This window comes from Bacillus sp. UNC41MFS5 (assembly GCF_000686805.1).
The window spans coordinates 284,047-310,681 of record NZ_JMLP01000010.1; the positions used below are offsets into that span (position 1 = coordinate 284,047).

Annotated in this window: 33 protein-coding genes; 4 read left to right on the top strand and 29 right to left on the bottom strand. The window is 36.9% G+C overall.

Annotated elements, in window-relative coordinates; genetic code table 11:
- Window positions 1-118 precede the first annotated feature (118 nt).
- The 13 genes from ndk to BR30_RS0104325 all read right to left on the bottom strand — a co-directional run bounded on the left by ndk (window position 119) and on the right by BR30_RS0104325 (window position 11,275).
- Window positions 119-565: a nucleoside-diphosphate kinase gene (ndk, locus tag BR30_RS0104265; RefSeq protein WP_026563926.1), complete on the bottom strand. Its 447-nt coding sequence runs from the start codon at window positions 563-565 to the stop codon at window positions 119-121.
- A gap of 101 nt (window positions 566-666) precedes the next feature.
- Entirely contained in the window at window positions 667-1,629 is a 963-nt protein-coding gene (gene hepT / locus BR30_RS0104270) for a heptaprenyl diphosphate synthase component II (RefSeq protein ID WP_026563927.1), read from the bottom strand.
- Between the two features lie 43 nt (window positions 1,630-1,672).
- Complete coding sequence (locus BR30_RS0104275; RefSeq protein ID WP_026563928.1) at window positions 1,673-2,377, bottom strand: demethylmenaquinone methyltransferase; 705 nt, start codon at window positions 2,375-2,377, stop codon at window positions 1,673-1,675.
- Between the two features lie 7 nt (window positions 2,378-2,384).
- Complete coding sequence (locus tag BR30_RS0104280) at window positions 2,385-3,197, bottom strand: heptaprenyl diphosphate synthase component 1 (protein WP_026563929.1); 813 nt, start codon at window positions 3,195-3,197, stop codon at window positions 2,385-2,387.
- 224 nt (window positions 3,198-3,421) lie between these two features.
- Window positions 3,422-3,658, bottom strand: a complete 237-nt coding sequence (mtrB, locus tag BR30_RS0104285; protein ID WP_026563930.1) for a trp RNA-binding attenuation protein MtrB — start codon at window positions 3,656-3,658, stop codon at window positions 3,422-3,424.
- Window positions 3,659-3,689: 31 nt separating this feature from the next.
- Window positions 3,690-4,256: a GTP cyclohydrolase I FolE gene (folE, locus tag BR30_RS0104290; protein ID WP_026563931.1), complete on the bottom strand. Its 567-nt coding sequence runs from the start codon at window positions 4,254-4,256 to the stop codon at window positions 3,690-3,692.
- Window positions 4,257-4,409: 153 nt separating this feature from the next.
- Window positions 4,410-4,682: an HU family DNA-binding protein gene (locus tag BR30_RS0104295; RefSeq protein ID WP_026563932.1), complete on the bottom strand. Its 273-nt coding sequence runs from the start codon at window positions 4,680-4,682 to the stop codon at window positions 4,410-4,412.
- A gap of 394 nt (window positions 4,683-5,076) precedes the next feature.
- Complete coding sequence (gene spoIVA / locus BR30_RS0104300) at window positions 5,077-6,555, bottom strand: stage IV sporulation protein A (protein WP_026563933.1); 1,479 nt, start codon at window positions 6,553-6,555, stop codon at window positions 5,077-5,079.
- Window positions 6,556-6,826: 271 nt separating this feature from the next.
- Complete coding sequence (locus tag BR30_RS0104305) at window positions 6,827-7,537, bottom strand: hypothetical protein (RefSeq protein WP_026563934.1); 711 nt, start codon at window positions 7,535-7,537, stop codon at window positions 6,827-6,829.
- A 31-nt stretch (window positions 7,538-7,568) separates the two neighbouring features.
- Complete coding sequence (locus BR30_RS0104310; protein ID WP_026563935.1) at window positions 7,569-7,754, bottom strand: DUF2768 domain-containing protein; 186 nt, start codon at window positions 7,752-7,754, stop codon at window positions 7,569-7,571.
- Window positions 7,755-8,022: 268 nt separating this feature from the next.
- Window positions 8,023-9,078 carry an NAD(P)H-dependent glycerol-3-phosphate dehydrogenase gene (locus BR30_RS0104315; RefSeq protein ID WP_026563936.1) on the bottom strand — a complete coding sequence of 352 codons (1,056 nt, stop codon included), beginning with the start codon at window positions 9,076-9,078 and terminating at the stop codon, window positions 8,023-8,025.
- A gap of 23 nt (window positions 9,079-9,101) precedes the next feature.
- Window positions 9,102-10,412 carry a ribosome biogenesis GTPase Der gene (gene der, locus BR30_RS0104320; RefSeq protein ID WP_026563937.1) on the bottom strand — a complete coding sequence of 437 codons (1,311 nt, stop codon included), beginning with the start codon at window positions 10,410-10,412 and terminating at the stop codon, window positions 9,102-9,104.
- A gap of 254 nt (window positions 10,413-10,666) precedes the next feature.
- Entirely contained in the window at window positions 10,667-11,275 is a 609-nt protein-coding gene (locus BR30_RS0104325; RefSeq protein WP_026563938.1) for a YphA family membrane protein, read from the bottom strand.
- 108 nt (window positions 11,276-11,383) lie between these two features.
- On the opposite strand from BR30_RS0104325, the gene BR30_RS35660 reads away from it, so the two are divergent.
- Window positions 11,384-11,524 (top strand): YpzI family protein, encoded by a 141-nt coding sequence (locus tag BR30_RS35660; protein ID WP_081825342.1) that lies wholly within the window; start codon window positions 11,384-11,386, stop codon window positions 11,522-11,524.
- A gap of 32 nt (window positions 11,525-11,556) precedes the next feature.
- Here BR30_RS35660 and fni read toward each other — a convergent pair whose 3' ends face one another.
- The 15 genes from fni to BR30_RS0104405 form a co-directional block, all read right to left on the bottom strand.
- Window positions 11,557-12,615 (bottom strand): type 2 isopentenyl-diphosphate Delta-isomerase, encoded by a 1,059-nt coding sequence (fni, locus tag BR30_RS0104335; RefSeq protein WP_026563939.1) that lies wholly within the window; start codon window positions 12,613-12,615, stop codon window positions 11,557-11,559.
- Between the two features lie 11 nt (window positions 12,616-12,626).
- Complete coding sequence (gene rpsA / locus BR30_RS0104340; protein WP_026563940.1) at window positions 12,627-13,766, bottom strand: 30S ribosomal protein S1; 1,140 nt, start codon at window positions 13,764-13,766, stop codon at window positions 12,627-12,629.
- Between the two features lie 158 nt (window positions 13,767-13,924).
- Window positions 13,925-14,506, bottom strand: a complete 582-nt coding sequence (locus BR30_RS0104345; RefSeq protein WP_026563941.1) for a lysophospholipid acyltransferase family protein — start codon at window positions 14,504-14,506, stop codon at window positions 13,925-13,927.
- A 2-nt stretch (window positions 14,507-14,508) separates the two neighbouring features.
- Window positions 14,509-15,183, bottom strand: a complete 675-nt coding sequence (gene cmk / locus BR30_RS0104350; protein ID WP_026563942.1) for a (d)CMP kinase — start codon at window positions 15,181-15,183, stop codon at window positions 14,509-14,511.
- 164 nt (window positions 15,184-15,347) lie between these two features.
- Entirely contained in the window at window positions 15,348-15,527 is a 180-nt protein-coding gene (locus BR30_RS0104355) for a YpfB family protein (RefSeq protein WP_026563943.1), read from the bottom strand.
- Between the two features lie 77 nt (window positions 15,528-15,604).
- Window positions 15,605-16,954 (bottom strand): germination protein YpeB, encoded by a 1,350-nt coding sequence (gene ypeB / locus BR30_RS0104360; protein WP_026563944.1) that lies wholly within the window; start codon window positions 16,952-16,954, stop codon window positions 15,605-15,607.
- A gap of 14 nt (window positions 16,955-16,968) precedes the next feature.
- Complete coding sequence (gene sleB / locus BR30_RS0104365; RefSeq protein WP_026563945.1) at window positions 16,969-17,901, bottom strand: spore cortex-lytic enzyme; 933 nt, start codon at window positions 17,899-17,901, stop codon at window positions 16,969-16,971.
- 96 nt (window positions 17,902-17,997) lie between these two features.
- Complete coding sequence (gene prsW, locus BR30_RS0104370; protein ID WP_026563946.1) at window positions 17,998-18,687, bottom strand: glutamic-type intramembrane protease PrsW; 690 nt, start codon at window positions 18,685-18,687, stop codon at window positions 17,998-18,000.
- A gap of 112 nt (window positions 18,688-18,799) precedes the next feature.
- Window positions 18,800-19,756 carry an asparaginase gene (locus BR30_RS0104375; protein ID WP_026563947.1) on the bottom strand — a complete coding sequence of 319 codons (957 nt, stop codon included), beginning with the start codon at window positions 19,754-19,756 and terminating at the stop codon, window positions 18,800-18,802.
- Entirely contained in the window at window positions 19,756-20,736 is a 981-nt protein-coding gene (locus BR30_RS0104380; protein WP_026563948.1) for a YpdA family putative bacillithiol disulfide reductase, read from the bottom strand. The genes BR30_RS0104375 and BR30_RS0104380 overlap by 1 nt, the downstream gene beginning before the upstream one ends.
- 116 nt (window positions 20,737-20,852) lie before the next feature.
- Window positions 20,853-22,130: a Glu/Leu/Phe/Val family dehydrogenase gene (locus BR30_RS0104385; RefSeq protein ID WP_026563949.1), complete on the bottom strand. Its 1,278-nt coding sequence runs from the start codon at window positions 22,128-22,130 to the stop codon at window positions 20,853-20,855.
- Window positions 22,131-22,360: 230 nt separating this feature from the next.
- On the bottom strand, window positions 22,361-22,942 hold the full coding sequence (locus tag BR30_RS0104390) for a genetic competence negative regulator (protein WP_026563950.1): 582 nt from the start codon (window positions 22,940-22,942) through the stop codon (window positions 22,361-22,363).
- A 75-nt stretch (window positions 22,943-23,017) separates the two neighbouring features.
- Window positions 23,018-23,800: a metallophosphoesterase gene (locus tag BR30_RS0104395; RefSeq protein ID WP_026563951.1), complete on the bottom strand. Its 783-nt coding sequence runs from the start codon at window positions 23,798-23,800 to the stop codon at window positions 23,018-23,020.
- Window positions 23,801-23,822: 22 nt separating this feature from the next.
- Window positions 23,823-24,191: a hypothetical protein gene (locus tag BR30_RS0104400; RefSeq protein WP_026563952.1), complete on the bottom strand. Its 369-nt coding sequence runs from the start codon at window positions 24,189-24,191 to the stop codon at window positions 23,823-23,825.
- Between the two features lie 56 nt (window positions 24,192-24,247).
- Window positions 24,248-24,883 (bottom strand): CBS domain-containing protein, encoded by a 636-nt coding sequence (locus BR30_RS0104405; protein ID WP_026563953.1) that lies wholly within the window; start codon window positions 24,881-24,883, stop codon window positions 24,248-24,250.
- A 143-nt stretch (window positions 24,884-25,026) separates the two neighbouring features.
- Here BR30_RS0104405 and BR30_RS0104410 point away from each other — a divergent pair, with 143 nt between their 5' ends.
- The 3 genes from BR30_RS0104410 to cotJC are packed head-to-tail and all read left to right on the top strand — an operon-like array spanning window position 25,027 to window position 26,101.
- Window positions 25,027-25,257, top strand: coding sequence for a spore coat associated protein CotJA (locus BR30_RS0104410; RefSeq protein ID WP_026563954.1), 231 nt, complete (start codon window positions 25,027-25,029; stop codon window positions 25,255-25,257).
- On the top strand, window positions 25,254-25,514 hold the full coding sequence (locus BR30_RS0104415) for a spore coat protein CotJB (protein WP_026563955.1): 261 nt from the start codon (window positions 25,254-25,256) through the stop codon (window positions 25,512-25,514). Before BR30_RS0104410 ends, BR30_RS0104415 begins: the two co-directional genes overlap by 4 nt.
- A gap of 17 nt (window positions 25,515-25,531) precedes the next feature.
- Entirely contained in the window at window positions 25,532-26,101 is a 570-nt protein-coding gene (gene cotJC / locus BR30_RS0104420) for a spore coat protein CotJC (RefSeq protein WP_026563956.1), read from the top strand.
- Window positions 26,102-26,132: 31 nt separating this feature from the next.
- Here cotJC and BR30_RS0104425 read toward each other — a convergent pair whose 3' ends face one another.
- Complete coding sequence (locus tag BR30_RS0104425) at window positions 26,133-26,588, bottom strand: YpbF family protein (RefSeq protein ID WP_026563957.1); 456 nt, start codon at window positions 26,586-26,588, stop codon at window positions 26,133-26,135.
- Between the last annotated feature and the right edge of the window lie 47 nt (window positions 26,589-26,635).

A 26,635-nucleotide genomic window follows, 5' to 3' on the forward strand; every position in this document is an offset into this window, starting at 1 on the left:
TATACCATATACTGCGCAATAAACATAGTATAACTATTCAGAAAAGAGAGAATTAATTTTCCATATCAAAAAAGGCATTTGTATAATTTCTTATACAAATGCCTCTCTTTTATTTCAATTAGTAGATCCATTCGTTTACTAGTTTATTGTACTCTACTACCCCAGAATCTTTAAAGAATAAGCCAATTTCACGCTCAGCACTTGCAGGTGAATCAGACCCATGGATAACATTTTTTCCAACTGTTAATCCAAAATCACCGCGGATAGTTCCAGGTGCAGCATCCTTTGGATTGGTAGAACCCATCATTTGGCGAGCAGTAGCAATCACATTCTCTCCTTGCCAAACCATTGCAAAAACTGGTCCTGAAGTAATAAAATCTACTAATTCTCCGAAGAATGGACGCTCTTTATGTTCACCATAATGTTCTTCAGCTAGTTCATTAGGAATACTCATTAATTTAGCCCCTACTAATTGAAAGCCCTTTCTTTCAAAACGTGAGACGATTTCTCCAATTAGGTTACGTTGTACACCATCAGGTTTTACCATTAAAAATGTTTTTTCCATGAATTCCACTCCTAAAAATAAATTATTATGTATATTGAATGTTTTTTAGAAAACAATCCATGAAAAATATTATCATTTTTTCGAAAATTTAACAAGTTGATTTAAAATTTTCGTTTCCCAATGAATCTTGCTAAGTCATGAAGGGTTTTTTTTGTTCTATTTGCAGGTAACCCTTCTAATTCTGCCAAAGCTTTTTTAAGGTAAAGATCACTAAGAGCGATTGATTTTTCAATGGCGTCTGATTTTTTAATAAGGGTGATAATCTTCTTAATCTCTGAAGGAGCCATGGATTCATGCACCTTTTCAATTTCTGCACGTATTTCAGCCTTTTCCATTGCAAAAAGAGCAGGTGCAGTAATATTTCCTTGCAGCAAGTCTCCACCTGCCGGCTTTCCTAGTTCCTTCTCAGTAGAAGTAAAATCTAAAATATCGTCGATAATTTGATAAGACATACCAACGTAGTAACCAAAACGGTATAGTTTTTTATGAACTGATTCCTCTACATCAGCTGCAATTGCACCTAATTGACAACTTACAGCAATTAATAGGGCAGTCTTTCTCTTAATTCTACGAAGATAATCCCGGAGATTTTGATTAAAGCGATATTTATCTTTTATTTGCTCAATTTCCCCTAGTGACACTTCAACAATGGTATTAGATAAAATTTTATGAGCAATTGGATTTTCAATGTTAGTCATTAATTCTATCGCTAGAGCAAAAACAAAGTCACCAGTATACATAGCGATTTTGTTATCCCATTTAGATTTCACGGTTGGCTGCCCTCGACGAAGATCCGCATCGTCAATCACATCATCATGAACAAGTGATGCCATATGAATTAATTCAAGTGCAACAGCAACATTTTTCATCACATGTATATCATAATTTCCAAATTTACCAGCAAGCAAAACAAAAACAGGACGAATTCTTTTTCCTCCGGCTTGTAATGTATGCATAGAAGCTTGTTTAAGCAGAAGGGACTCGGCATGTATGGTCTCTTCTAACTTTTTTTCAATCAAGTTAATATCCGAATTCAAAAATGAATACATCATTTTTAATTTCATTTGTATTCACCCAGCTTTTCATCCTGTCTTCAAGTACAATAAATTAATTTTTCCTGCCAATATGAACAGCTGCTGCGCCGCCGCTATATGGTTTATATTTTACATCTTTAAAGCCGGCTTGTTCAAACATTTTAGCAAGTTCCTTCATCCCTGGAAACTCACGTGCTGACTCATGCAGCCATGCATATTCACGATAACTTTTAGCCAATAATTTACCAAACATCGGCATAATATAGCGAAAGTAAAAATAATAGAGCTGTTTATAGCCGATTAAAGTAGGTTGTGAGGTCTCTAAGCAGACCGCAATACCGCCAGGTTTTACAACACGATGCATCTCTTTTAATACTTGCAGGTAGTCAGGGACATTCCTTAAGCCAAAACCAATCGTTACATAATCAAAACTATTATCTGGAAAAGGGAGTTCCATTGCATTACCGTGTACTAATTTCACCTGTTTTAATCCTAGGTCCTTAACCTTTTCAATCCCCACATTAAGCATGTTTTGGCTAAAATCCAAACCTGTAACGGCCCCTGCCTGCCCCACTGCCTCAGCTAATGCTATGGTCCAATCAGCGGTGCCGCAGCAAACATCGAGAGCTCGTGAACCCGGCTTTACATCCATTCTTTTCATTGTGTCTTTCCGCCACTTGATGTGTTGTTGAAAACTGATAACAGAATTCATTTTATCATAGTTATCGGAAATCTTTTCAAACACATTGTGAACCCGCTGTTCTTTCGATTCCTGCATGTTTTTATTACCCTTCTTCCACAAAAGTTTTTGCATATGGCTGGTATTGGTTTAAGAGCGAAATAATTCTAATTTCAAGCAGTTCATTTAAGTAAGGAAGTTGCTCTAATCCTTTTTCAATTACTTTTTTTGAATTTTCAAGATACTGGTCACAATATTGAAACAAATGACTTTTCTGATCACTAGATAATTTTTTCAATTTAAAGTTATGGATTGGGAAAACAATTGATGTCAAGGCTTCGAATAAAACAGATCTTTCTGTTTTAATAAATTGATTCTTTTCATCCAATAACCGTTTATACAACATCAAATTTTCAAGAAATTCGTTCCAGAAGTCTACTTTAAAATACTCAGATAGACGAGCAAGTAAGGAAGTTTCTATCCTCTTAATGCTGGTCATTAACTCATCTACAGAAACAAATTCATGGTGATAAACAGAAATTTTATTTTCATTTACATCTTTTATTCCTTTAGAAAGTGCCTTAATCATCAAAATATCCTCTGCTTCTGCAAGAAGTTTATAATAAAGGCCGCTGAAATAATCCCCAGCAAGAACAGTTAATTGACGATTTTTTTCGTCAACAGATGCATCTGAAATATGTTCATGGGTATCAAGGGCGATTTGTATTAACATTGTTGATAAGGCGTAGTTTTGCATATCGCTGAATGACAATTCGAGGCGTTCCATAATTGAGACTAAGATAAGAAGTTTATCCTCATCAATAATTGGAGTCTCAATATATTTGAGCAGGTATGTATCACAAACTCTTTGTTCGACCTGCTCTCGAATATTTGTGAATTTTTGTCGAATGTCCAGCAATTAAATCACCCTTGCTTCCCCTAGTAATGTCTTTATGTATTCTTATTTCCTATTTGCATAGTAAAATTCATGCCCCGTTTAGCCTTGAATAATGAAAAAAACTAATCATTGATTCTAAAAACAAGGCAGACACCATTATAACATAAAAGGTATTCTTAAGGCAGGAATTCACAAAATAATCATTTTAGCTAATATTAAATAAGATGAAAACAGTGTGATTAGAATTATTTTTTTATTTCACTTTCTATTTCACCAAGGTGTGTAAGTATTTTAGCATTTCCCCTAATTTTTATAGCCGAAGTATGCTCTGTAAATTGAGCAATTAGGACTTCTCCTTTATCAAGCTTCTCTGAATGATGAAATTTGGTATCAGAACCCCTTGTTAAGCCGATAACATTAACTCCATCTTCGATTGCCTTAATTACTACATACTCACTGTTTTGGTTTTCTCGCTTCTCCATTTATACACCTCAAATATTCTTAGGAATAGGACTAATATTTAATTAACGAGAGCACTTCAGACCGTGCAACCGCATCATCCGATAGAATACCGCGGACAGCCGTGGTTACTGTTTTAGAGCCAGGCTTTTTAACTCCACGCATGGTCATACACATATGTTCTGCTTCAACGACTACCATTACCCCATGTGGCTCTAATTTCTCCATCATACTGTCCGCAATCGTGGAAGTAATCCGTTCTTGAAGTTGAGGTCTCTTTGCTACTGCTTCTACTGCCCTTGCTAATTTACTCAATCCGGTCACCCGACCATTTTTTGGAATGTATGCTACATGCGCTTTTCCAAAGAAAGGTACAAGATGATGTTCACACATGGAATAAAACGGTATATCTTTAACCAATACCAACTCTTCATGGTCTTCACTAAAGATTGTTTCAAAATGCTTTTTAGGATCCTCGTTTAACCCGCTAAAAACTTCTTCATACATTTTTGCCACTCGTTTTGGTGTGTCTAGGAGACCTTCACGATTTGGGTCTTCCCCGATTGCTTCTAATATTAAACGTACCGCATCTTCAATTTGGGCACGATTCACTTGTGACATATAAAAATTCCTCCTAATGTTCAGTCAAGTATATATGACAAATACATATTAGCACAATCATTAAAGTTCAAGCAAAAAAAATAGAAAAAAGGCCATGGACATCACCATGACCTTTTTGCTTAAGCATACGCTTATAGCAATAAATTTATGTAATTATTTTACTGCGTCTTTAAGCGCTTTACCTGGTTTAAAAGCTGGAACTTTGCTAGCAGCGATATCGATTTCTTCACCTGTTTGAGGGTTACGACCTTTACGAGCTGCACGCTCACGTACTTCAAAGTTTCCAAAACCAATTAATTGTACTTTATCACCATTTTTTAAAGCATCTAAAATCGCATCAAAAACAGCATCAACTGCTTTAGTTGCGTCCTTTTTAGAAAGTTCGCTAGCTTCAGCAACTGCATTAATAAGTTCTGTCTTGTTCATGCCATTCACCTCCTCCCAAAGAAATTATCAAGATTCGTAAATAAGATTACTTATCTACATTTCTAAACAATTTTTCTAATTTCTATACGTCATAGCGCGGTTTTATTACCAATTTACCCATAAATGACTAAATTGGTAACTCAAATCTATTTTTCCAGGAAAAACCCTTATAAAACAAGGGTTCAAACGCTATAATGTAATTCAGTTAAAAGATTATCATAATCAAAACAGCTTATCAAGAAGAATTCAAGAAATAATGGTAATCTTTTCTTTGTTTCAACAAAATTCTACTTAATTTGATCCTATTTGGTAGATATTTTAAAATAATGGCAGTTTGCCCCCTAATTCTGTCTCTCTTTTCAATAAAAAAAGACTCCGAATTGGAGTCCATAGCTTAAAGTATAATGGCAATTAAGCCACCTGAACCTTCGTTAATAATTCTCTCTAATGTTTCTTTTAATTTATATCTTGCATTTTCTGGCATTAATGAAAGCTTTGCTTGGATACCTTCTCGAACAATGGAACTTAAGCTGCGGCCAAAGATATCTGAATTCCAGATGGATAACGGATCATCTTCAAAATCCTGCATTAGGTATCTCACTAGTTCCTCACTTTGTTTTTCGGTACCAATGATTGGCGCGAATTCCGATTCCACATCCACTTTTATCATATGGATGGACGGTGCTACAGCCCGCAGTCTTACACCAAATCGTGCACCTTGACGAATAATTTCTGGTTCTTCAAGGCTCATATCTGAAAGGGTTGGAGAGGCAATACCGTAACCCGTTTGTTTAACCATTTTTAGTGCATCGGCAATGTGGTCATACTCTGCTTTTGCATGAGCAAAATCCTGCATTAATTCAAGAAGATGATCTTTTCCGCGTATTTCGACTCCAACGATTTCTTTTAATATATCATCATATAATTCATCTGGTGCATATAAATCGATTTCAGCGACGCCCGAGCCCATTTCAATTCCAGCTAAACCAGCTCGTTCAATGAATTCAAACTCGCTAAAGTGTTGGACGACCCGATCAACATCTCTTAATCTCTTGATATCTTTTACAGTATCCTTGACAGCATCTTGATAGCTTTCACGTAGCCAGTGATTTTCTCTTAGGACCATTACCCAACTCGGCAGATTCACATTGACTTCAAGGACAGGGAATTCGTAAAGTGCTTCACGGAGCACATTGTGAACGTCGCTGTCACGCATACTTTCAACACTCATCGCAAGGACTGGAATGTCATATTTGTCTGCTAAACTCGATCTTAGTGTTTCAGTGCTTGGATGGTATGGCTGCGCACTGTTAACCACCATGATAAACGGCTTACCAACTTCCTTCAGCTCGTTAATCACTCTTTCTTCTGCTTCAATATAGTTACTTCTTGGAATCTCTCCAATCGTCCCATCTGTCGTTACAACGACCCCAATAGTTGAATGCTCTTGAATCACTTTCCTTGTGCCAATTTCAGCAGCTTCATGAAATGGAATTGGTTCCTCATACCAAGGGGTGGTAATCATTCTTGGACCATTTTCATCCTCATAGCCTTTTGCACCTGGAACCGTATAACCTACACAATCAACTAGCCTGATATTGACATTTAATCCATCATCAACATGAACAGTTGCTGCTTGATTTGGTACGAATTTCGGCTCAGTTGTCATAATTGTTTTTCCTGCAGCACTTTGAGGTAACTCATCAAGTGCACGTGACCTCTCAGCTTCACTGCTTATATTCGGTAAAACAACAAGCTCCATAAATTTTTTAATAAATGTTGATTTCCCAGTCCGTACTGCTCCTACTACGCCTAAATAAATATCACCGCCTGTTCTCTCGGCAATATCTTTAAAAATATCAACCTTTTCCAAGTGATCCCCTCCCGATCATAGAGTAAAGTGGGATTAAACATCCATTTTAGGTATTTTTGGACAATATATGTTTATGATGTTGTCCTACAATGTTATGACACTTTTCTAAAAATTTTTTACCCCCTTATTAAAAATTCACTAGGTTTCTCTTGTATCTGTAGTGTCTGAACATTTGATATTATGGAGGGTTTCAAATTATGTGTTCTTTTGGGAATAGCCAAAAAAAACCCTTCTCCTACAATATATTTCTTCGGAAAAGGGTTATGACTATTTATTCTTCTAAAAAAACTGGTTCTTTGGTCTTAGAATCCCAGGTATATGGTAAGGAATATGCAGGCACAAACATGGAATCCTTCACTAAAATTGGGCGAATATCTTCACCCGGATTTACCTTCGCATCCTTTTTTTCCATGGCTTGATATAAATCAGGGCGATAATCTACATACACCTCGGCACTGCCTGTAATGACAAAAGATAAATTTTGATTTGAAAACGGACTTGTTACATAAGGGGCTTTTTTGTACCCTAATTGTTTATAATCAAGAGTAAAAACATTTTTTGCAAGTTGCTCTTTATAGGGAGGGTACCCCTTTGTTTTAATTCTTAATTTAATATCACGGATCGCTTCTGTTATTCTTAAATCAAATAATTTTACAGTTGGCTGGGTTTCAACATCCACAAGGACATACTGGAAGATCCCGCCGCTTTCATATGCATTACCAGGAGGCTCCGCGATATATTTTGGTGTTATTTTTTTAAAATCAATAGGATATTTTTGATAAATCGGGGTTTCTGCCTCTTTTGTTTTTATCGGAAGAATCCCGCCATTATCCTCCTTAAAGGTATCTACTGCTGTTTGAACAGCAATAATTTGATCCTTATATGGGATTTGATTTTTTGCTAATTCCTCTTCGGGATACATGCAGCCTGTTAGGAAAAGAACAGTAAATACTAGAAAACAACCGAGTACGTTCCATTTCATACAATCACCTTTTATTATGTATTTACTCCCATTATGTTAAAAAAACAATTAGAAGCGTTATTCCGGCAATAATCATTAATAAGTAAGCAATAATTGCAGTAACAATTCTGAATACTCCTTTTAGCTTATATCTACTTAGATAAATTGTGATAATTGCCAGGAACATAAAACCCATTCCTGCAATCGAGACCCACATTTTAAACATAGCTGGCGACAACCTTAACTCCCCCTTTTTCGAAGATTAATTATATCACAAGCGATAACTTTTCCAGAAAAATTTTGAACGAAAGAAAAAAACTGAAGTAAAGAGGGGCGAATTCTTTACTTCAGCTTTAACGACTAAATAACCCATACCTGCGTATAACTACTAGGTTGCTTCGTTGCATTGTATGCAATCTAGACACAAAGCGTTTCACCGAACGCCCATTTTTTAAGAAAAACTTTTCAAAGCATAAAGCGTCTATTTCTCCACTTTGCTACATTTTTTAATCTTCAATATTTCGTTCCTCTAAGACATTAACCAAATCTTCCATTTCATGCGTCTTGCCACGGGCCATTAAAACATCTACAGCATCCGCTGCTCTTTTCCCATTAAATAAGACATCATATAGGGCAAAGGTAATCGGCATGTTCACATCATACTTTTGGGCCAACTGATAAGCAGCCTTGGTAGTTCGAACACCTTCAACTACCATCCCCATATTGTCTAAAACCTCATTTAGGGTGTTCCCTTTACCCAATAGGTTTCCTGCTCTCCAGTTCCTTGAATGGACGCTTGTACATGTCACAATTAAATCACCGATGCCTGCAAGTCCAGAGAACGTTAATGGGTTAGCTCCCATTTTCGTACCAAGTCGAGCTATTTCTGCTAACCCTCGTGTCATTAATGCTGCTTTAGCATTATCACCATAACCCAAGCCATCAGTAATACCCGCAGCAAGTGCAATAATATTTTTTAAAGCACCACCAATTTCAACACCAATGACATCTGAATTAGTATAAACACGAAAATTATTGTTGATAAATAAATCCTGTACTTTTTCTGCAGCTTCCATATTTTCAGAAGTAACTGCTACCGTTGTTGGGTGGCGAAGGCTTACTTCTTCTGCGTGACTTGGACCGGATAAAACAACAACATCCTTTAATAACTCTTTTGGCATTTCCTCTTTAATAATTTCAGAGATGCGCAGTAATGAATCAGGTTCAATCCCTTTGCTAACATGCGCTATTGTCAATGGTTCTGCATGTACCGCACGAATTTTACCGATTACTTCACGTATTGCCTTTGTCGGAACGGCTAATATAAGTGTATCCACACCTGCTAAAGCATCACTTAATGATGAGTATCCAACAATCAATTCTGAAAGGTCTATCTCTGGAAGGTATTTCTTGTTGGTATGCTTTTCATTAATTTCTTTGATCTGCTCATCATTATGGCTCCAAAGACGAACTTCATGTCGATTGTCTGCTAGCACGATTGCCAAAGCGGTTCCCCAGCTCCCAGCTCCAATAACGGCTATTGCTGATTTAATATCCTTCACTTTACATCACACCCACCTTATCTTTATTTTCTTTCTCTTGCATAAATTTTGATAGGGGTTCCTTCAAATCCAAAAGCCTCTCTGATTCTGTTCTCTAAGAACCGTTCATATGAAAAGTGTAATAATTCAGGTTCATTAACAAATACAACGAAGGTCGGCGGTTTAACTGCCACTTGTGTAGTGTAATATATTTTTAAGCGTCTGCCATTGTCTGTTGGTGTTGGATTCATCGCAACTGCATCCATGATCACATCATTAAGCACGCTGGTTTCAACTCTCATTGAATGGTTTTCACTAGCAGTATTGATCATTGGGAGCAACGTGTGAACCCGTTTTTTTGTTTTTGCAGATAAAAACACAATTGGAGCATAACTAAGAAATAAGAAATGTTCTCTTATCTTTTGTTCGAGTTCTTTCATAGTTTTTTCGTCTTTTTCAATCGCATCCCACTTATTGACCACGATTACGACAGCCCTACCCGCTTCATGTGCATACCCAGCAATCTTTTTGTCCTGTTCAATGATTCCTTCTTCGGCATTAATTACAACAAGAACAACGTCAGAACGTTCAATTGCCCTTAAAGCACGAAGTACACTATATTTTTCTGTACTTTCATAAACTTTTCCTTTTTTCCTTATTCCCGCTGTATCAATTATGACATATTTTCCCCCATTATATGTATATGGAGAATCGACAGCATCACGAGTGGTACCGGCAATATTACTGACGATTACACGTTCCTCGCCTAAAATAGCATTGACTAATGATGATTTCCCTACATTGGGGCGTCCAATTAAGGAAAACTTCACTACATCTTCTCCATACTCAACTGACTTATTTTTGGGGAAATGTTTTGCAGCCTCATCTAAAAGGTCACCTAAACCAAGCCCATGTGAGCCTGAAATTGGAATCGGCTCACCGAATCCCAATGAATAAAAATCATAGATTTGATCACGCATTTCAGGGTTATCTATTTTATTAACAGCTAATACTACAGGCTTTTTAGACCGATATAATATTTTAGCCACTTCCTCATCAGCTGCTGTAACCCCTTCACGTCCGTTTGTTAAGAAGATAATTACATCTGCTTCATCAATGGCTATTTCAGCCTGCTGTCGAATTTGTTCCAAAAACGGTTCATCACCGATATCAATTCCACCTGTATCGATAAGGTTGAAGTCATGTGTTAACCACTCACCAGAACTATAGATACGATCTCTTGTAACTCCAGGAATGTCCTCCACAATAGAAATTCTTTCACCGACAATCCGATTAAAAATCGTTGATTTTCCTACGTTGGGCCGTCCTACAATGGCAATAACAGGTTTAACCAATTACAATCGCCATCCTTTCTTTCTTATAATTAAATACGTATTAGTATGTTAGCATAGAGTGAAAATTACATCAGTGGGGGCATCATCCCAGATAATGCGGGGTCATTCCCTTTAGTCCTTATGAAGTAAAGAAACCCTTCTGTGATCTAGAAGGGCCTAACTATGTTATTTTAACAATGTTAATCCTTTCCCGCAATGGAAAAAACCTAAAAGTGGATTACTGAAAACCTGCAATCCATTTTATTGAATCTCTTTTAAGATGATTTTTGCTTCCCTTTTTCAAAAAAATGAAAATGGTTTTGGAGGATAGGTCCTAGATTTTCTAACGCGGTCCAACCTGTAAGCAGTAGCGCTGTTAATGAGCAAACATCCAGGAATGCAAAGGTCCCTATTACATACGGAAATTCGAATTTATTTAATATAAATGCATATAAAATGTCCCCTTGCATGGTACCAGCAAAAATGATGAGTAATCTCCCTTTTAAAGTTTTCTGCAATAATAAGGCTAAATACCACAACGTTATTCCCATCATCCATTCCTTTTTAAAAATAATCCAAATCGGATCAAATATCTCAAATAAATGGAAGGTCACGTAGGCAATTGAAACAGTAAATGAACAAATGAAAAAATAAATGAGTGCTCCTCGTTTTTCTTGGCTAATAAAAAAATAACAAATGCCTAACATAAATAACCCGCTTGCCTGTATATCAAACTCTCCTGCAGCAAACCGGACATTAGTTAATATTAGTACTATTAATATTATTGCAGCCAGTTTTAACCGATATGGGTTTTGCTTTTCCAGAATAAAGGTCAAGTAAATCCAAAAACCCCAAAAGACCCAATAAAAGATTGCTCCTTCCAACTCATACACCTCCTATTATTTTCATTATTGGTAATCTTTATGTACTTTCATACTTCCTTGAATAATATTTCCTGTGTGAATCATCTTATTAAGAGGAGGTGTGTTTGAATGGGAAAAGACAGACAAGAAAAGAAATTAAAGGCGAGTAAAAGAGTGGAATCAGATCGCGATCAAGCATTGCATTATCCTGGTGCCACGAAGCTATCTGGACCTGAGGAAGCACGGGGATTAAACGACGGTAAGAGATGACGAAAAAAGCTCTCGCAAAATTGCGGGAGCTTTTATTTTATGGAACGCTGGGCAAATGGTTTGGTATCGATGCCACGTTGATGTAACCAATGATAGGTTTCTCCTGAGATAATTAATGGTGCTTGTTTTAAATCTGAAATCGTTTTAGCACCTAATGCAGTCATAATAATGGTCAATTCATTATGAAGGGCTTCAATTTCTTGTTGTAAGACATCTATCCCTTCCTTAATCAGTATTGACAAGAAATAGCCTGCCATGCCAATTGCATTCGCCCCAAGTGCTAATCCTTTTGCAATATCATGTCCTGACTTAAATCCTCCTGAACCAATAACTGAAAGATGCTTCGAAACAGATGATGCTTCAAGAATAGAAACACCAGTGGGAATCCCCCAATGATTAAAAAATGAAAATGCTCTATCTCGGCGTTTATTTTCAATTTCAGCAAAGTTTGTCCCGCCAGAGCCGCCTACATCAACCACTTTAACACCTACGGATGATAACTCTCTGACAGTCTCCACTCCCATCCCGAAACCAACTTCCTTTACAATTACAGGCACATTTGTCTCTTTTACAATTGTTTCAATCCTTTTAAGTGCACCAGAAAAATCGCGATCTCCTTCGGGCATGGTTAGTTCTTGAATAACATTTAAATGTATTTGCAGCGCGTCTGCTTCTATCATTTCAATCGCGGCTTTAGCATCTTCGGCGGATGCTTCGCTCCCTAAATTTGCAATGATAACTCCTGAGGGATTCTCCTTACGGACAACTTCATATGTGTATTTTTGAGCATTATCTTTTAAAGCAGCCATTTGTGACCCAACGGCCATTGTTAAACCGGTATTTTTAGCGACGATGGCCAGCTCTTTATTAATACGATATGTTTTATCACCACCACCACCAGTCATGGCATTGATAAAAATAGGCGAACTTAAATAAAGTCCGCCTATTTCATGGTTTAATCCAACATCGAACACACCAATATTGGGTAAGCCCTGGTGAATAAATTTAATATCATCGAAAGCTGAAGAATGATTTTGCCGATTTTCAAGGGCAAAACGAATATGGTCCCATTTTCGTTCAGATCTAGACACTTACATCACCATTATTTTCCTAAATTCTTTAATTTATCACCAATAACTTCTCCTAACTGAAAGCCTTTTGACTCTTCAGGAAGTTCATAGTCTTGGTTTTCCTCATACTCTTTTTCAAGTAGTTCCTTAATGCTTAAAGATAGACGTTGATCAGACTCATTTGCATCAAGGACTTTGACTTCCACTTCTTGTCCTTCTTTTAATACTTCATGTGGAGTACCAATATGCTTATGTGCGATTTGAGAAATATGGACAAGACCTTCCACACCAGGGAATACCTCGACAAACGCACCATAAGAGACCAATCTTTTTACTTTACCTTTTAAGATGCTGCCTTTAGGTGCTTTTTCGGATAGATTTGACCATGGTCCAGGGAGTGTTTCTTTAATCGATAGAGAAATTCTCTCATTATCACGGTCAACACTTAAAACCTTAACTTGAACTTGTTGACCTTCATGAACCACATCTGATGGTTTATCAACATGATCATAGGATAATTGAGAAATATGAACAAGACCGTCAATGCCGCCAATATCAACAAAAGCGCCAAAATCAGTGATTCTTTGAACGGTTCCATCAATAATTTGACCTACTTGTACGGCACTAAGTCGATTTTGTTTTTGCTTACCTTTTTCTTGTTCTACCACTGCTCGATGAGAAAGGATTAAACGGTTCTTTTCCTTTTCAAGTTCAACAATTTTAAAAGTAAGACTACGACCTTTATAATCACTAAAATCTTCAACAAAATGAGCTTCAACTAATGATGCAGGTACAAACCCACGAACACCTAAATCTACTACCAGACCGCCTTTTACAACGTCCTTTACTTCAGTTTCAATAATTTCTCCGCTTTGGAATTGATTTTCCAAGTGATCCCAAGCCTTTTCTGCATCAACTTTTCTTTTTGAAAGGATGATTGCTTCTTCCTCAACCTTCAACACTTCTAATTCTAATTCATCACCCTCTGCAACTGCATCAGATGCCTTTTCAATATGCAGACTTGAAAGTTCACTGATTGGAATGATTCCATCTAGTTTGCTGCCTTGGATATCGACTAGCACCTGCTTTTCTTCTACTTTGGTAACTTGTCCAGTTACTTTATCCCCGATTTCAAAGCTTTTCACTTCTACTTGATTTAATTCTTCCGACATATGTATTCCTCCTTAATCCATTTACTTCAAAATTCTATATATGAACTGGTGGATGCCACGCAGCATACAACACATATAAATAATATAAAAGCAGTGAATTTTCAAAAAAAACTCTTTCCACTAACTTCTTACAAATAGACTATTTTGTCAAGCAGAACCTATTGATGTTCTTTTCTAAGTTTATCAATTTTTGACATTATAAATTCAGTAACTTGTTCTGCTGACGCTTTCTCTTTTCTCATTTCCTCCAAATCAATGGGCTCTCCATAGACCACCTTTAATTTTCGGAAACTTCGATAGGGACCAATGATGGCGCAAGGGACAACCGATGCTTGGGACCTTAAAGCAAAAAAACCTGCTCCAGAAAGTCCCTTACCTAGTTCGCCAGTCTTACTTCTTGTTCCCTCTGGAAAAAGACCAAAAACATGACCATCCTTTAGGATTTTCAAGCCAGTTCTTAGCGCTTCACGATCATTAAATCCCCTTTTCACTGGAAAAGCATTACATTTTCTAACGATATTACCCAAAACAGGAACTGAAAAGAGCTCTTCTTTTGCCATGTAATGAACAGGACGAGGGGCCATTATTCCAACAATAATGGGATCAAAATTATGGATATGATTCGCACAAAGAAGGACACCACCTTCTTTAGGAAAATGCTCTAATCCTATCGCCTCAACCCGATACAATGGTTTAAAAACTCCTGAAACCACTGATCTTGCAAACGCATAAAACGTCACACTTATCCAATCCTTTCGTGCACCAACACCATTATTTTTTCTACAACATCTGAAATTGATAAAGAGGTTGTATCGATTTCCACTGCATCATCCGCTTTTTTCAATGGTGCTACTTCTCTCTCCGAATCAATTTTATCTCTACGAGCAATTTCTTCTTTTAATTTTTCTAAGTCAGACGGGAAGCCTTTTTGGATATTTTCCATATGGCGCCTTTCTGCTCTTTCCTCAACACTAGCAAGTAAAAATACTTTTACCTCGGCATTAGGCAATACATGTGTGCCGATGTCCCTTCCATCCATCACAACGCCGCCTTCTGTGGCAAAGGCCTGCTGTCTTTTAACCATTTCTTCACGGACCTTTTGGTGTTTAGCAACATACGAAGTCGAATTGGTAACCTCAGCAAATCGAATTTCATTTGAAACATTTTGCTCATCTACGTATACTAACTGACCTTTATCAGATGGCTGTAATCTAATATCTGTTGATAATAATGTTTCCAATAATGCATCTTCATCTTCTAAATTCAGTTGATTTACGATTGCCTTATATGTTAAAGCTCGGTACATAGCACCAGTATCGATATAAATATATGAAAGTTTTTCTGCCACTATTTTTGCAACTGTACTTTTACCGGCTGCAGCAGGGCCGTCTATTGCGATTGATATTTTTTTGTCCATAAATCCTCCTATTTGTCATCATGGGTTTCTTAGATGTTGTCTATTTTTATTTTACCACAAGATATTGGATTGCCTCTTTTTTTACCATGATAAAATATGAAATTTTTAACGATCTTATTAGTTAATATTAGCCCAATCAAAAGAAAGCAGGCTGGCCTGCTTTCTCATTTACCCTGAAAGGTTTCAAGAATTTCAGTATATGTATTTTCATTTACTCCTTCGTATTTTGTCAATTGTTTTACCTGAGGAAGTACATTTAGCTGATGAAAAAAAAGTTGTGTTAGAAATAGAAAAATAAATTGGACGATGACAATTTTTATTAAGACTCTTTCTACCTTTTTCATAACATCCACTCCACCGATTTATATCCTTATTATTGGAGTTTTTTGAAAAAAATATAAGGAAAAGCATATGCTTTTCCTTATAACACGTCTTCATAAACAGCCTCAGCATTTTTTAGCTTTTCAACTTTTTCCTCAACACCACTTTTGGCATTAATAAAAATTCGATACGTATCATCATCGATTGTTCCTAGAAATTCATAACAAAGAACTTCTTTGTTAAGGTCATTTATAATAACTGCCTGACGGTCTTCCATGATTTTAGTGTTCGGATTTACTTTTGCTCGAGCTTGTTTCACAGAGATGGCTGGTTTTTCAATAGTTCTTGTCTGATAAGATTTTAAATATTCTTCTGCTGACACACCAATAATATCTCCGTTATCCAGTGCTACCTTTACCTTAATGGATTCGGGATAAATCCTAACTCCGTTAATGGATGAAACGAAATTGAATACTCCAATATTGTCATATTGTGTGCTTTCAAAGATTTCTAAGCCCTTAAAGCCAGTTTCTTTTAAAAATGCTGCCGCTTTATTATCAGCATCATTTAAACTAAGAACTTGTTTTTTTACATCACGTTGATTAATAAACCAAATCGGACGGCCGGCTTTTTTCGTAATATCCATACTGCCTTCCTCACCGGTTTTCTTATCTTTGATAGAAACGCTATAAAAACCATAGTCGGAACCTTTACCATTCTCTGTAACCTTTACCTCTGAATTCCCGTCAATCTTGATGTATTTCTTTGCAATTTTGATTGCCTCTTGCTTAGAAATAGTTTTTCCTTCTATTTTGTTAAAATTTTCATCCTTTTGTTGCAAGTTTGCAAAAGTAGGACCCATATTCGATTCAGTGTAGCCGCTTACTGTTTTTTCTACGGCTTTAAAACCATCGATAATCGTATTATCTGTTGATTCTTTTCCAGATGCCAACGCAAGTTCAACATCCATCCACCGAAGATTATTTTTTAAAACCATATGCTGGACTTTTCTGAGATCATTCTGAATATCACCAGATTGCTTATACAGTACCTTTAATGTGTTGTATTCATCCTTTGTCAGTGGTTCCTTGTCTAAATCTCTAACAGCAGTACGGTAACTAAAGTTCCCAATTTTAGATAAGAATTCCTCAGTCTTGTTAAACGGAAGCAATGTTAACGGCAATTGCCCAACATCACTATGTGCTTCCGAGGTAAGCCTCCATACTTCAATTAAGGAAGGAGACAATGATTGTCTCGAATTCATGGCAAGGGTTGTACCAATCTTATCGTGTAATAAATCTACTTGATAGGAAAGGTCATGAAATGCCCGTTGATACGTGTTTTCCGCATTTAATAGAACGGCATTTTTCTCCTGATGTTCTTGATAGCCCCAGTAGGCTGTTCCCGCAACACCGACAGCAAGAACTCCAATTAATATTCCTCTTATCAATTTCATTCACCTCTCTACTTGCAAAAAATATGTTTCCCGATTCGTTTGATCTGTGGTCGTCCCCAAATCCACCCGCTTGTAGCGGTATCTGGGTTAAAATAATAAAGCGCTTCTCCAGTTGGGTCCCAACCATTAATCGCATCCAACACTGCTTTCTTTGCGTTTTCATTTGGGGTAAGCCATATTTGTCCATCTGCCACGGCTGTGAATGCACCTGGCTCAAAAATCACTCCTGAAACTGTATTTGGGAATGTGGCACTATTTACCCTATTGAGAATAACAGCTGCAACAGCAACTTGCCCTGTATAAGGCTCTCCCCTGGATTCTCCATAAACAGCATTAGCCATCAACTGGATATCATTTTGAGAAAAACCATTTGGTGTGTTCGCCGCCGTTGGTTTTTTAGGTGCTGCTTTTTTTGGTGCTGTGTTATTCTGTGGTACCGCTTGTTTAGGTGCCTGTTTTGCTGGTGCTTGCTTTGCTGGTTGTCCTGATTTTGCTGGTGCCTGTTTCACTGGTGCTTGGTTATCAGGAGCCTTATTTGCAGGACTAGGCTCGCTCTGTTTACTTTTATCTACCCCGCCATAATGTGTAAACCTTTTGCCAGAGTTTATATGTTTTTTTACAAACTGTTCATCGTATTCACTAGCTTTTGCTAATTTCAATTTTGTTGGCCACCCCGCCAATCCATCAATCGGTAAGCCAAATTCATATTGAAAATTCCTTAACGCCCAATATGTGCTCCAGCCAAAAACCCCATCAATCTTACCGTTATAAAAACCCAAATACTGGAGCCTCGATTGAAGCTCAATGACATCATCTCCAACCGCACCCTTTTCAATTACCTGATTAGAGAAAGCACGCACCTCCTTGCTTTCAGAAATCGATGATGTCACGATCAGAAGGATTAGTATAAATAACTTAATTAGGATTTTCTTCTTTTTCATGGAATTTTAACCCCCATTGTAAATCTTTTTAGCAGTAAACCTATTTTTTGTTTTAATGGGTTTTTTATTCCATTTAAATAAATAAAAAACCCTTCTTTATGATTGAAGGGTTTTTTGGACAGAATATTGTTTTTTCAAATGATTGGCACTTAAGATTTTCGCTTTCTTAACTTTTCTTAGACCAAACCACCAAAGAAAAATCATAAACGGAAAAATAATCAAAAGCCAATTTTCTTGTGAGATTAAGATATAATCGTATGCTCCATGGAGAATAAATGGCAAAAGCAAGGAAAGAATGACCCACTTCGCTTTATTTCCTTCTGTAAATTTTGCCTTTCCAATATAAAAGCCCATAATTACACCAAATAGGGCGTGACTGGAAACAGGTAACAATGCACGCGTCATGGCGTGTTCGATTCCATTCGCTATTAAATAAAAGATATTTTCGACTGTAGCAAAACCAAGTGAAACAGCTACTCCGTAAACAATTCCATCAAAGGGTTCATCAAACTCTACATGCTGATAAACAACATAAAAGAGTATAAACCATTTAAAGAACTCTTCAAACAGGCCTGAGCTAAGAAATGCATGGAATAGTTCAGATTTTACTATATGTTCTGTTTCAAGGACATGCTGGATAAACATAATTGGAAACACAAGAAGTGCTCCGTACATAAAAGTCCTTAAAACGAAAGAAATTGGCTCTGGTTCATATTCATCTTTTAAATAAAAGTAACTTAGTAATGCCAGTCCGGGGGCAAGTCCGGCTGATAATATTCCCAGCATGATGAACCTCTTTTCAAATCCATTTTCTTAATCGTAACATGGTTTCTCAATAAAGAAAATGAAAGATTCATTCCAATTCCTAATAGGTATTTATATTTTGGTTAGTTCAAACTTAAAATCTAATTTCATTCAAATTACTTGCAAGGGCAACTGCCAATTTGATTCTTGCTTTTTTAGAGTCATTATCACTCCCAAGAATTACGCCTTTATTAAATAGGTCAAAGGCACTTCCTTCATAATCATAGGTTGTATAAACTGAACCTTCTTCCGCGCTCGTAGTTATAACCAGTTTCATTCCTTGGGCAATGGCTTTTTCGATTTCTGTCATCATTTTAGGTGCAACTTGACCACGTCCCACTCCCTCTAAGATAATTCCAGTAATCCCAGACTCCCGCGCTGCCTTAATAAATTTCCCATCCGCTCCCATATAGCATTTAATGATTTCAACTTGAGGGATGGAAGATTTAATCTCAAAATACTCTCTTTTAATTGGTTTTTGGAAAACATGAACTTGATCATTATCTATAATGCCAAGGTATCCAAACCCAAATGAGTTAAAGCCTTGAATATTAGATGCATGTTCTTTTTTCACATAACGTGCTGCAAATATTCGTTCATTAAAAACAACAACTGTTCCAGCATTCCTTAAATCATCAGAACAAGCACAATAAATGGCATGACGTAAATTAATATATACATCGCTTCCTAAATCCTCTGGCGAGCGCTGTGACCCTGTCACGACCACAGTCCTGGAGTCATTAATTGTTAAATCGAGAAAATAGGAGGTTTCTTCCATCGTGTCTGTTCCATGTGTGACAACAACCCCTGAAACATCTTCATCCTTAAAATAGTTTTCTATTTTATCCTTCAATAATAATAAATCATCGAAGGTAATATGAATACTTGCTTTCTGAAAAACAGATTCAACAACTACTTCGATGTCCTTTGGCAAATTACACATACTTGCCAATTCTTCACCCGTTATCGCTCCTGAAGCTAATTTTCCTGAATCTTTATTTGTCTTACTTGCAATAGTCCCACCTGTCGTTAATAAAACTACCTTTTTCATTATTTAACCACCCTTTTTGCATCTTTTTCTATAATCGAGCGAGAGATTGACTCTCCGTGGAATCTGCCATTTTCAATAAATATTTCATTTGCGTTATTTCCAGCTGCGATAACACCTGCAATATATATTCCCTCTATATTTGTCTCCATCGAATCCGGACTAAAGAATGGCCTTCCTGATTCTTCATCAATGTTCACACCCATATTTTTTAAAAATTGATGGTCTGGATGGTATCCGGTCATGGCAAATACAAAATCATTACTTATCGTCTTATCTTCAGCGTCTTTTGTATAAATAATTTGATTCTCTGTTATTTCTTTAACGCAGGCGTTAAATTCCATTAAAATGGTTCCTGTTCGAACTAACGACTCAAACTCGGGGAGAATCCAAGGCTTAATACTTGGTGAATATTTATCACCACGATATAAAACGGTCACTCTCGCACCTGCTTTAACAAGTTCTAGGGCCGCATCAACACTTGAGTTTTTTCCGCCAACCACACAAACATCTTTATCGAAATATGGATGGGCCTCTTTAAAATAGTGGAATACCTTTGGTAAATTTTCGCCCGGAACATTCATATAATTTGGATGATCATAATAACCGGTTGCGATGATTACATGGCGTGCACAATACGTATTCTTATTAGTAAAGACTTGAAACGTCTCATCCTTTTTAAGAACTTTATTTACTTGTTCGAAAGAGTTTATACGCAGCTGTTTTCGTTTAGCGACTTCTCTATAATAGACAAGAGCTTGATTTCTTTTTGGTTTGTAACTCTCAGTAATAAATGGCACTTCACCAATTTCTAACTTTTCTGCCGTGCTAAAAAATGTTTGATGGGTTGGATAGTGATAAATGGAATTTACCACATTTCCCTTTTCAATGATTAATGGATTTTTTCCTTTATCCTGAATGGCGATGGCTGCTGCTAAGCCACAGGGGCCACCACCAACAATTATGATATCTTCTATTTGCATCATAGGTACACTCCTTAATACAGTAACATGGATGACAAAAAACTCCTATCGTCTATGATAGGAGTTTTTAAACTATGTTTCAATGGGTAACTATAATATTTAGCCGCAGCTCGTGATTAAATCCAGCCTCTAAAGCGGCTCGCTTCTGCCATTTTTCTAACCCCAACCATATATGCAGAAAGACGCATATCTACTCGACGGGTCTGGGCAGTATCGTAAATATTATTAAAGGATTTTACCATTACTTTTTCAAGCTTTTCTTCCACTTCTTCTTCCGACCAATAGTAACCTTGGTTATTTTGAACCCACTCAAAATAAGAAACTGTTACTCCTCCGGCTGAAGCTAAAACATCTGGTACAAGGAGAATCCCACGCTCAGTTAAAATTTCCGTTGCTTCGAGTGTTGTTGGACCATTTGCTGCTTCAACAACGATGCTCGCACGAATATTATGAGCATTTTCTTCAGTAATTTGATTTTCTATCGCGGCTGGTACCAGAATATCACACTCAAGTTCCAGCAATTCCTTATTAGTTATCGTGTTATTAAATAACTTTGTAACTGTTCCGAAGCTGTCCCGTCTATCTAGGAGATAATCAATATCTAAGCCATTAGGATCATGAAGGGCACCATATGCATCAGAAATCCCAATTACTTTTGCTCCCGCATCATGCATAAATTTAGCTAAAAAGCTTCCCGCATTACCAAAACCTTGTATAACTACTCGCGCATCCTCAATTTGGATGCCTTTCTTCTTGGCAGCCTCTTGGATGCAGATCGTCACACCTTTTGCAGTGGCAGATTCACGCCCATGCGACCCACCCAGAACAAGCGGTTTTCCTGTAATAAAACCAGGTGAATTGAATTCATCTATTCGACTATATTCATCCATCATCCATGCCATGATTTGCGAATTTGTAAATACGTCTGGAGCTGGAATATCTTTAGTTGGTCCTACAATTTGACTAATTGCTCTAACGTAACCTCGGCTTAATCTCTCAAGCTCTCTAAAGGACATATCTCGAGGGTCGCAAACGATACCGCCTTTACCACCACCATACGGCAGGTCAACAATTCCACATTTCAAGCTCATCCAAATTGAAAGGGCTTTCACTTCCGTTTCTGTTACACCTGGATGGAAACGAATCCCACCCTTTGTTGGCCCTACTGCATCATTATGTTGTGCACGGTATCCAGTAAAAATTTTTATGGAACCATCATCCATTCTTATTGGAATTTTAACGGTCATTAAACGTAATGGCTCTTTCAAGAGCTCGTAAACCTCTTCAGGATAACCTAACTTTTCAAGGGCCTTATGTATAACTGTTTGCGTCGATTTCAACACATCATGCTTTTCCTCTTGATTAGTCTTTTCATTTTCTCTTTCGGCTACCATTTGTAATCCTCCCTAAAAAAATGCTGCGAATGTTGTCATCTTTCAGACACAAGTATACACCTTTCATTCATTTATGCAAGAAGAAAAGTATAAAAAAAATCATTTATGTAAACGCTGCCATCAGCATTTATAAAGAAGTTACAAATGCAATGGCTAAATATTATTGTTCAATATCATTTTCCCATTTAAGGGCGGTGGACGCCCTTTTTTATCTATAAAATCAAGTAATTTTACTTAAAAAAATGAAGAATGGTTTCCACCGCTTGTTGTTCGATTATTCGTTTACCGTACTCAGCTAGAACATATGGACTAAGAATAGATGCATTGCCAAATTCGGATAAAACGCAGGCTGCTTTCATATTTTTTTCCGAATCTAGATTATCCATTATTAAATAGTAGCGGTTGTTCCAAACATAGAGGCTCCCGCCGAAAATATTCACAGAGGACAGTCTTTTGGCAAGGCCGATAATATCTTCAAATTCATCAAACTCATACAAGAGATCCTCATAGCCTTCAACTCTTACTTGCATCTCGATAAAACCATCATACAAAATTTCATCATCTTCTATCACATCATCAACGGTAATAATCAATATCATCCCTTGAGCTTGGAGGGAGAACACCTCTACCGCAACAGAACCTTGAATATCAACATCAAATTCCTCACTTGCCTCTTCCAGCATATCATGGAAAAGCTGATTCCATTTAATGGAGTCCTTCCAAATATCTTCTTTGGAGAGTCCTCTGTCAAATAAATCATCAGAGGTTAGAAAAATCTTTATTTTATTGGCTGTTAAGCGTTCTAAGCGCATGATTTTGCCCCCTGCCGTGACATAACTCTTGTTTTCAGTGTATGCCCCAGGGTTCTGTTGGTGAATTGTCTATATTTATCCTTCCTTTTCAGAATTCCCATTAAGTGTAATCAGGTGACATTCAGCTGGTGCACCTAACCGGAGTGGAATGGAAGTGGTACCATAACCATTACTTATAAGAAGGACTGTATTATCCAGCTTTTTTATTTTTCCCCGCTCATGGGGGCTATATCCTAAAATATGGATCTGCCCACCGTGTGTATGCCCGCTTAACACCAAGCGTATTTTATGCTCTGGAAGAATCTTATCTGTAATATTAGGATAATGACTGGCTAATATCTTAAAACCACTTTCTTCCGCATCTAATATGGCCAAATCAAGGCGATCTCGTTCTTGGCTTAAATCATCTACACCTAGTAAACAAAATTTTTCTCCTTCAGTAGATTCAAAGGTAACTGCTGTATTAGCTAATACTTTTATACCCAATTCTAGGAGTATGGCATCCAATTTATGATAATCCACTTCATAATCATTATTTCCCCAAACAAAATAAACTGGGCCAATTTGTTTTAATTTCATTAAGTTTGCCTTTACTTTTTCAAAAGATACTCCTTTTTCAGTTAAATCACCACCGATTACAACAATATCCGCTTTCCCCATAGCTGGATTTACCACTTTATCAGCGATCGTTCGCCTATGTATATCGGAAATGAAAAAAATCGAAACACTGCCAAGTGATTTAGGAAAGTCAGGAAAGCTGAATTCATGTTCTATGATTTTATTCAAAAAAGCTTCTCGTACCATATATATAAGAAGGCATCCGCCCATGATGAACAAGAAAACTAATGTTATAACCATTTCTCTTTTCCCCATTTCTTAACTAACGTTCAATGGAAATCATACCATAAAAAAGACTTAAACTAAAAAATACAATTGTTTGTACCAAGCCTAAATAAAAGAGAAGGCAAAAAACAATCAGAAGATATAGGTACTCAATGAGAAGGTCAACACCAATTACTTTTCGTTTTTGCCAAGCTATTTTTGTTCCAACAATAAGTTCTGATAGGACTCTTCCAGTTAAGAGAAATCCGATAAAAAAAACCAAAGTTGCTGCAAAAAATTTTAAAGGATTTATGACAAGACTTATAAAGAAATCAGATATCACAAAAGGATGTGGTATTGAAATCCATTTGATGAGTATATACCCACATAAAAAAATCACAAAATACTTAATCACTTTAATGAACATAAAAAACCCCTCCCATACAATGTATGAGAAGGATTTAAAAACTTACCTACTGCTAGTTAATCGTCTTCTTGGATACTCAATATTCTGAAGCCATGGTCTTCCAGCCGCTTAGTGAATTTATCGATGTTGTCTTTTTTCTCAATCTTCATAACGATTCTTCGGACAAGTTTATCTGTTTCATCAAAGGTTACCAGAGAAATAATATGCTCGTGGAATTGATGTGCGATTTCAGACAGGCGTGCAATCCGTCCTTCGGTTTCAACTGATGTAAAGGCAATCCTCACACCAGGACGATTTACCCCAAATGCACTTTCGAAAGAACTAATTACATCCGAGCGTGTCACTACTCCAAGGAAGTTTTTGTTCGCATCAACAACCGCTAATAAAGGGAAATCCTTTAAATCAAGAAGTGTTTTCTCAAATAATTCTCCGCCTTCTAGAAACTTATCATGATGTGTAACAATATCTTTTACAAAAGTTGAAGTTAAATACTCATCCTTTTGATGATTAGACTGAAAGTAACTCTCATAAATGTTATATCTTGTTGCTACGCCCACATACTTTTCCCCACTTAATACCGGGAGCCCATCAATCTGATGTCTTTCCAAGCTTTCTAAAGCCTCTTTCAGTGAAGTATTTTCCTGGGCAGTAAAGCATTCATGCTTTGGAATCATAATATTTTTTACGAACAATTCCCATCACCTCGAAATATAATCATGCTTTATTTAGTATACTTCTATAAGGCTTGGAAAAAACCCTTTTGCATTTAAGATTATGTCATAGAAAAAGGAACATTTCATATTATTAAATGATGTTGAATAAAGGGAGGGCTAAAATGAATACACATATCAAAACCTTTCATCCGTATGCGAGTCCGTTTGACCCTTGCCAGCCAATCCTTGAAAAAACTTACTCTACCCCACCACATTTATATATGGGATTTCAACCACCAAACCTGCAACAATTTACACCACTTGAGGCACTGAGAGCCGGCACTTTATGGAAAGACTTTTATGATCCTTACTTTAACACATTTGAGAAGGCCAAAGGGGGACTGCCCACATGAAACAGGTTCCCGCCGAATATTATCAATTAATGGAACAGCTCCAAGCTGTCGACTTTGTTTTAGTTGAACTAACCCTTTACCTTGATACACATAATGATGATCTTGAAGCCATCAATCAATTTAATCATTACGTAAAAGAAAGAAAACATTTAAAAAAGGCATTTGAAAGCCAATTTGGTCCATTATTGCAATATGGTAATAGTTACTCCAGTTATCCTTGGAATTGGGATGACACCCCTTGGCCATGGCAAGTTTAAAAAGGAGGGTGAGGTAAATGTGGATATATGAAAAGAAACTACAATATCCTGTTCGAGTCAGTACGTGTAACCCGACGTTAGCAAAATATTTAATTGAGCAGTATGGCGGTGCAGACGGAGAACTCGCGGCAGCACTCCGATATTTAAACCAAAGATACACGATTCCTGATAAAGTAATTGGGCTATTGACAGACATCGGCACAGAAGAGTTTGCCCACCTGGAAATGATTGCCACGATGGTTTATAAATTAACGAAAGATGCCACTCCAGAGCAAATGAAAGCAGCTGGATTGGCAGAACATTACGCCGACCATGATAGCGCATTATACTACCATAATGCCGCAGGAGCTCCATTTACAGCTACTTATATAACTGCAAAGGGTGACCCAATTGCAGATTTATATGAAGATATTGCAGCCGAAGAAAAGGCCCGTGCCACTTACCAGTGGTTGATTAATTTAAGTGATGATCCTGATATCAATGATAGCCTTCGCTTTTTACGTGAACGGGAAATCATTCATTCGCAACGCTTCCGTGAAGCGGTTGAGATATTAAAAGATGAACGTGGCAAAAAAACAATCTTTTAATACCAAATAAGAAGCAGTTGTTGTCTGCTTCTTATTTCTTTTCATGATATAGATTAATGTCATATTTTGTTTTCATCATTTCAAAGACAATATGGCGGCTTTTCCATTCCTCTTCTTTCTTCCAATAATCTTTACTGCGGTCAACAATTTCACAGCGTAATTCATGGTATTCTTTTTCTGCTTTGTCTTTTTTCTCTTTCAACAAGTTCATGGTTCCATACATGCCCACACAAAAGACTAACAGTGTTAAATTATTCGAATCATTAACAAAGGCAGAAAACATCGCAGCAAAGGAATAGGAATAAATACTGGCAACTGTTAGATATAAATAGACAAAAAAACTCGCGGCCAATATTATTGTTGCCCAGATTGAAAGGATATGCCGCTTTTTAAACCGATCAAACTTCTCTTTCCTTTTTCTTACATTTTCAAGTGCTTGTTTGGTTGCTTGATCCGTATTTTCAAGTAATTGGATTGGAGAATCCATTTTATCACCCTCCATTTCTCTATATATACATATGAACTTGTCCTTTC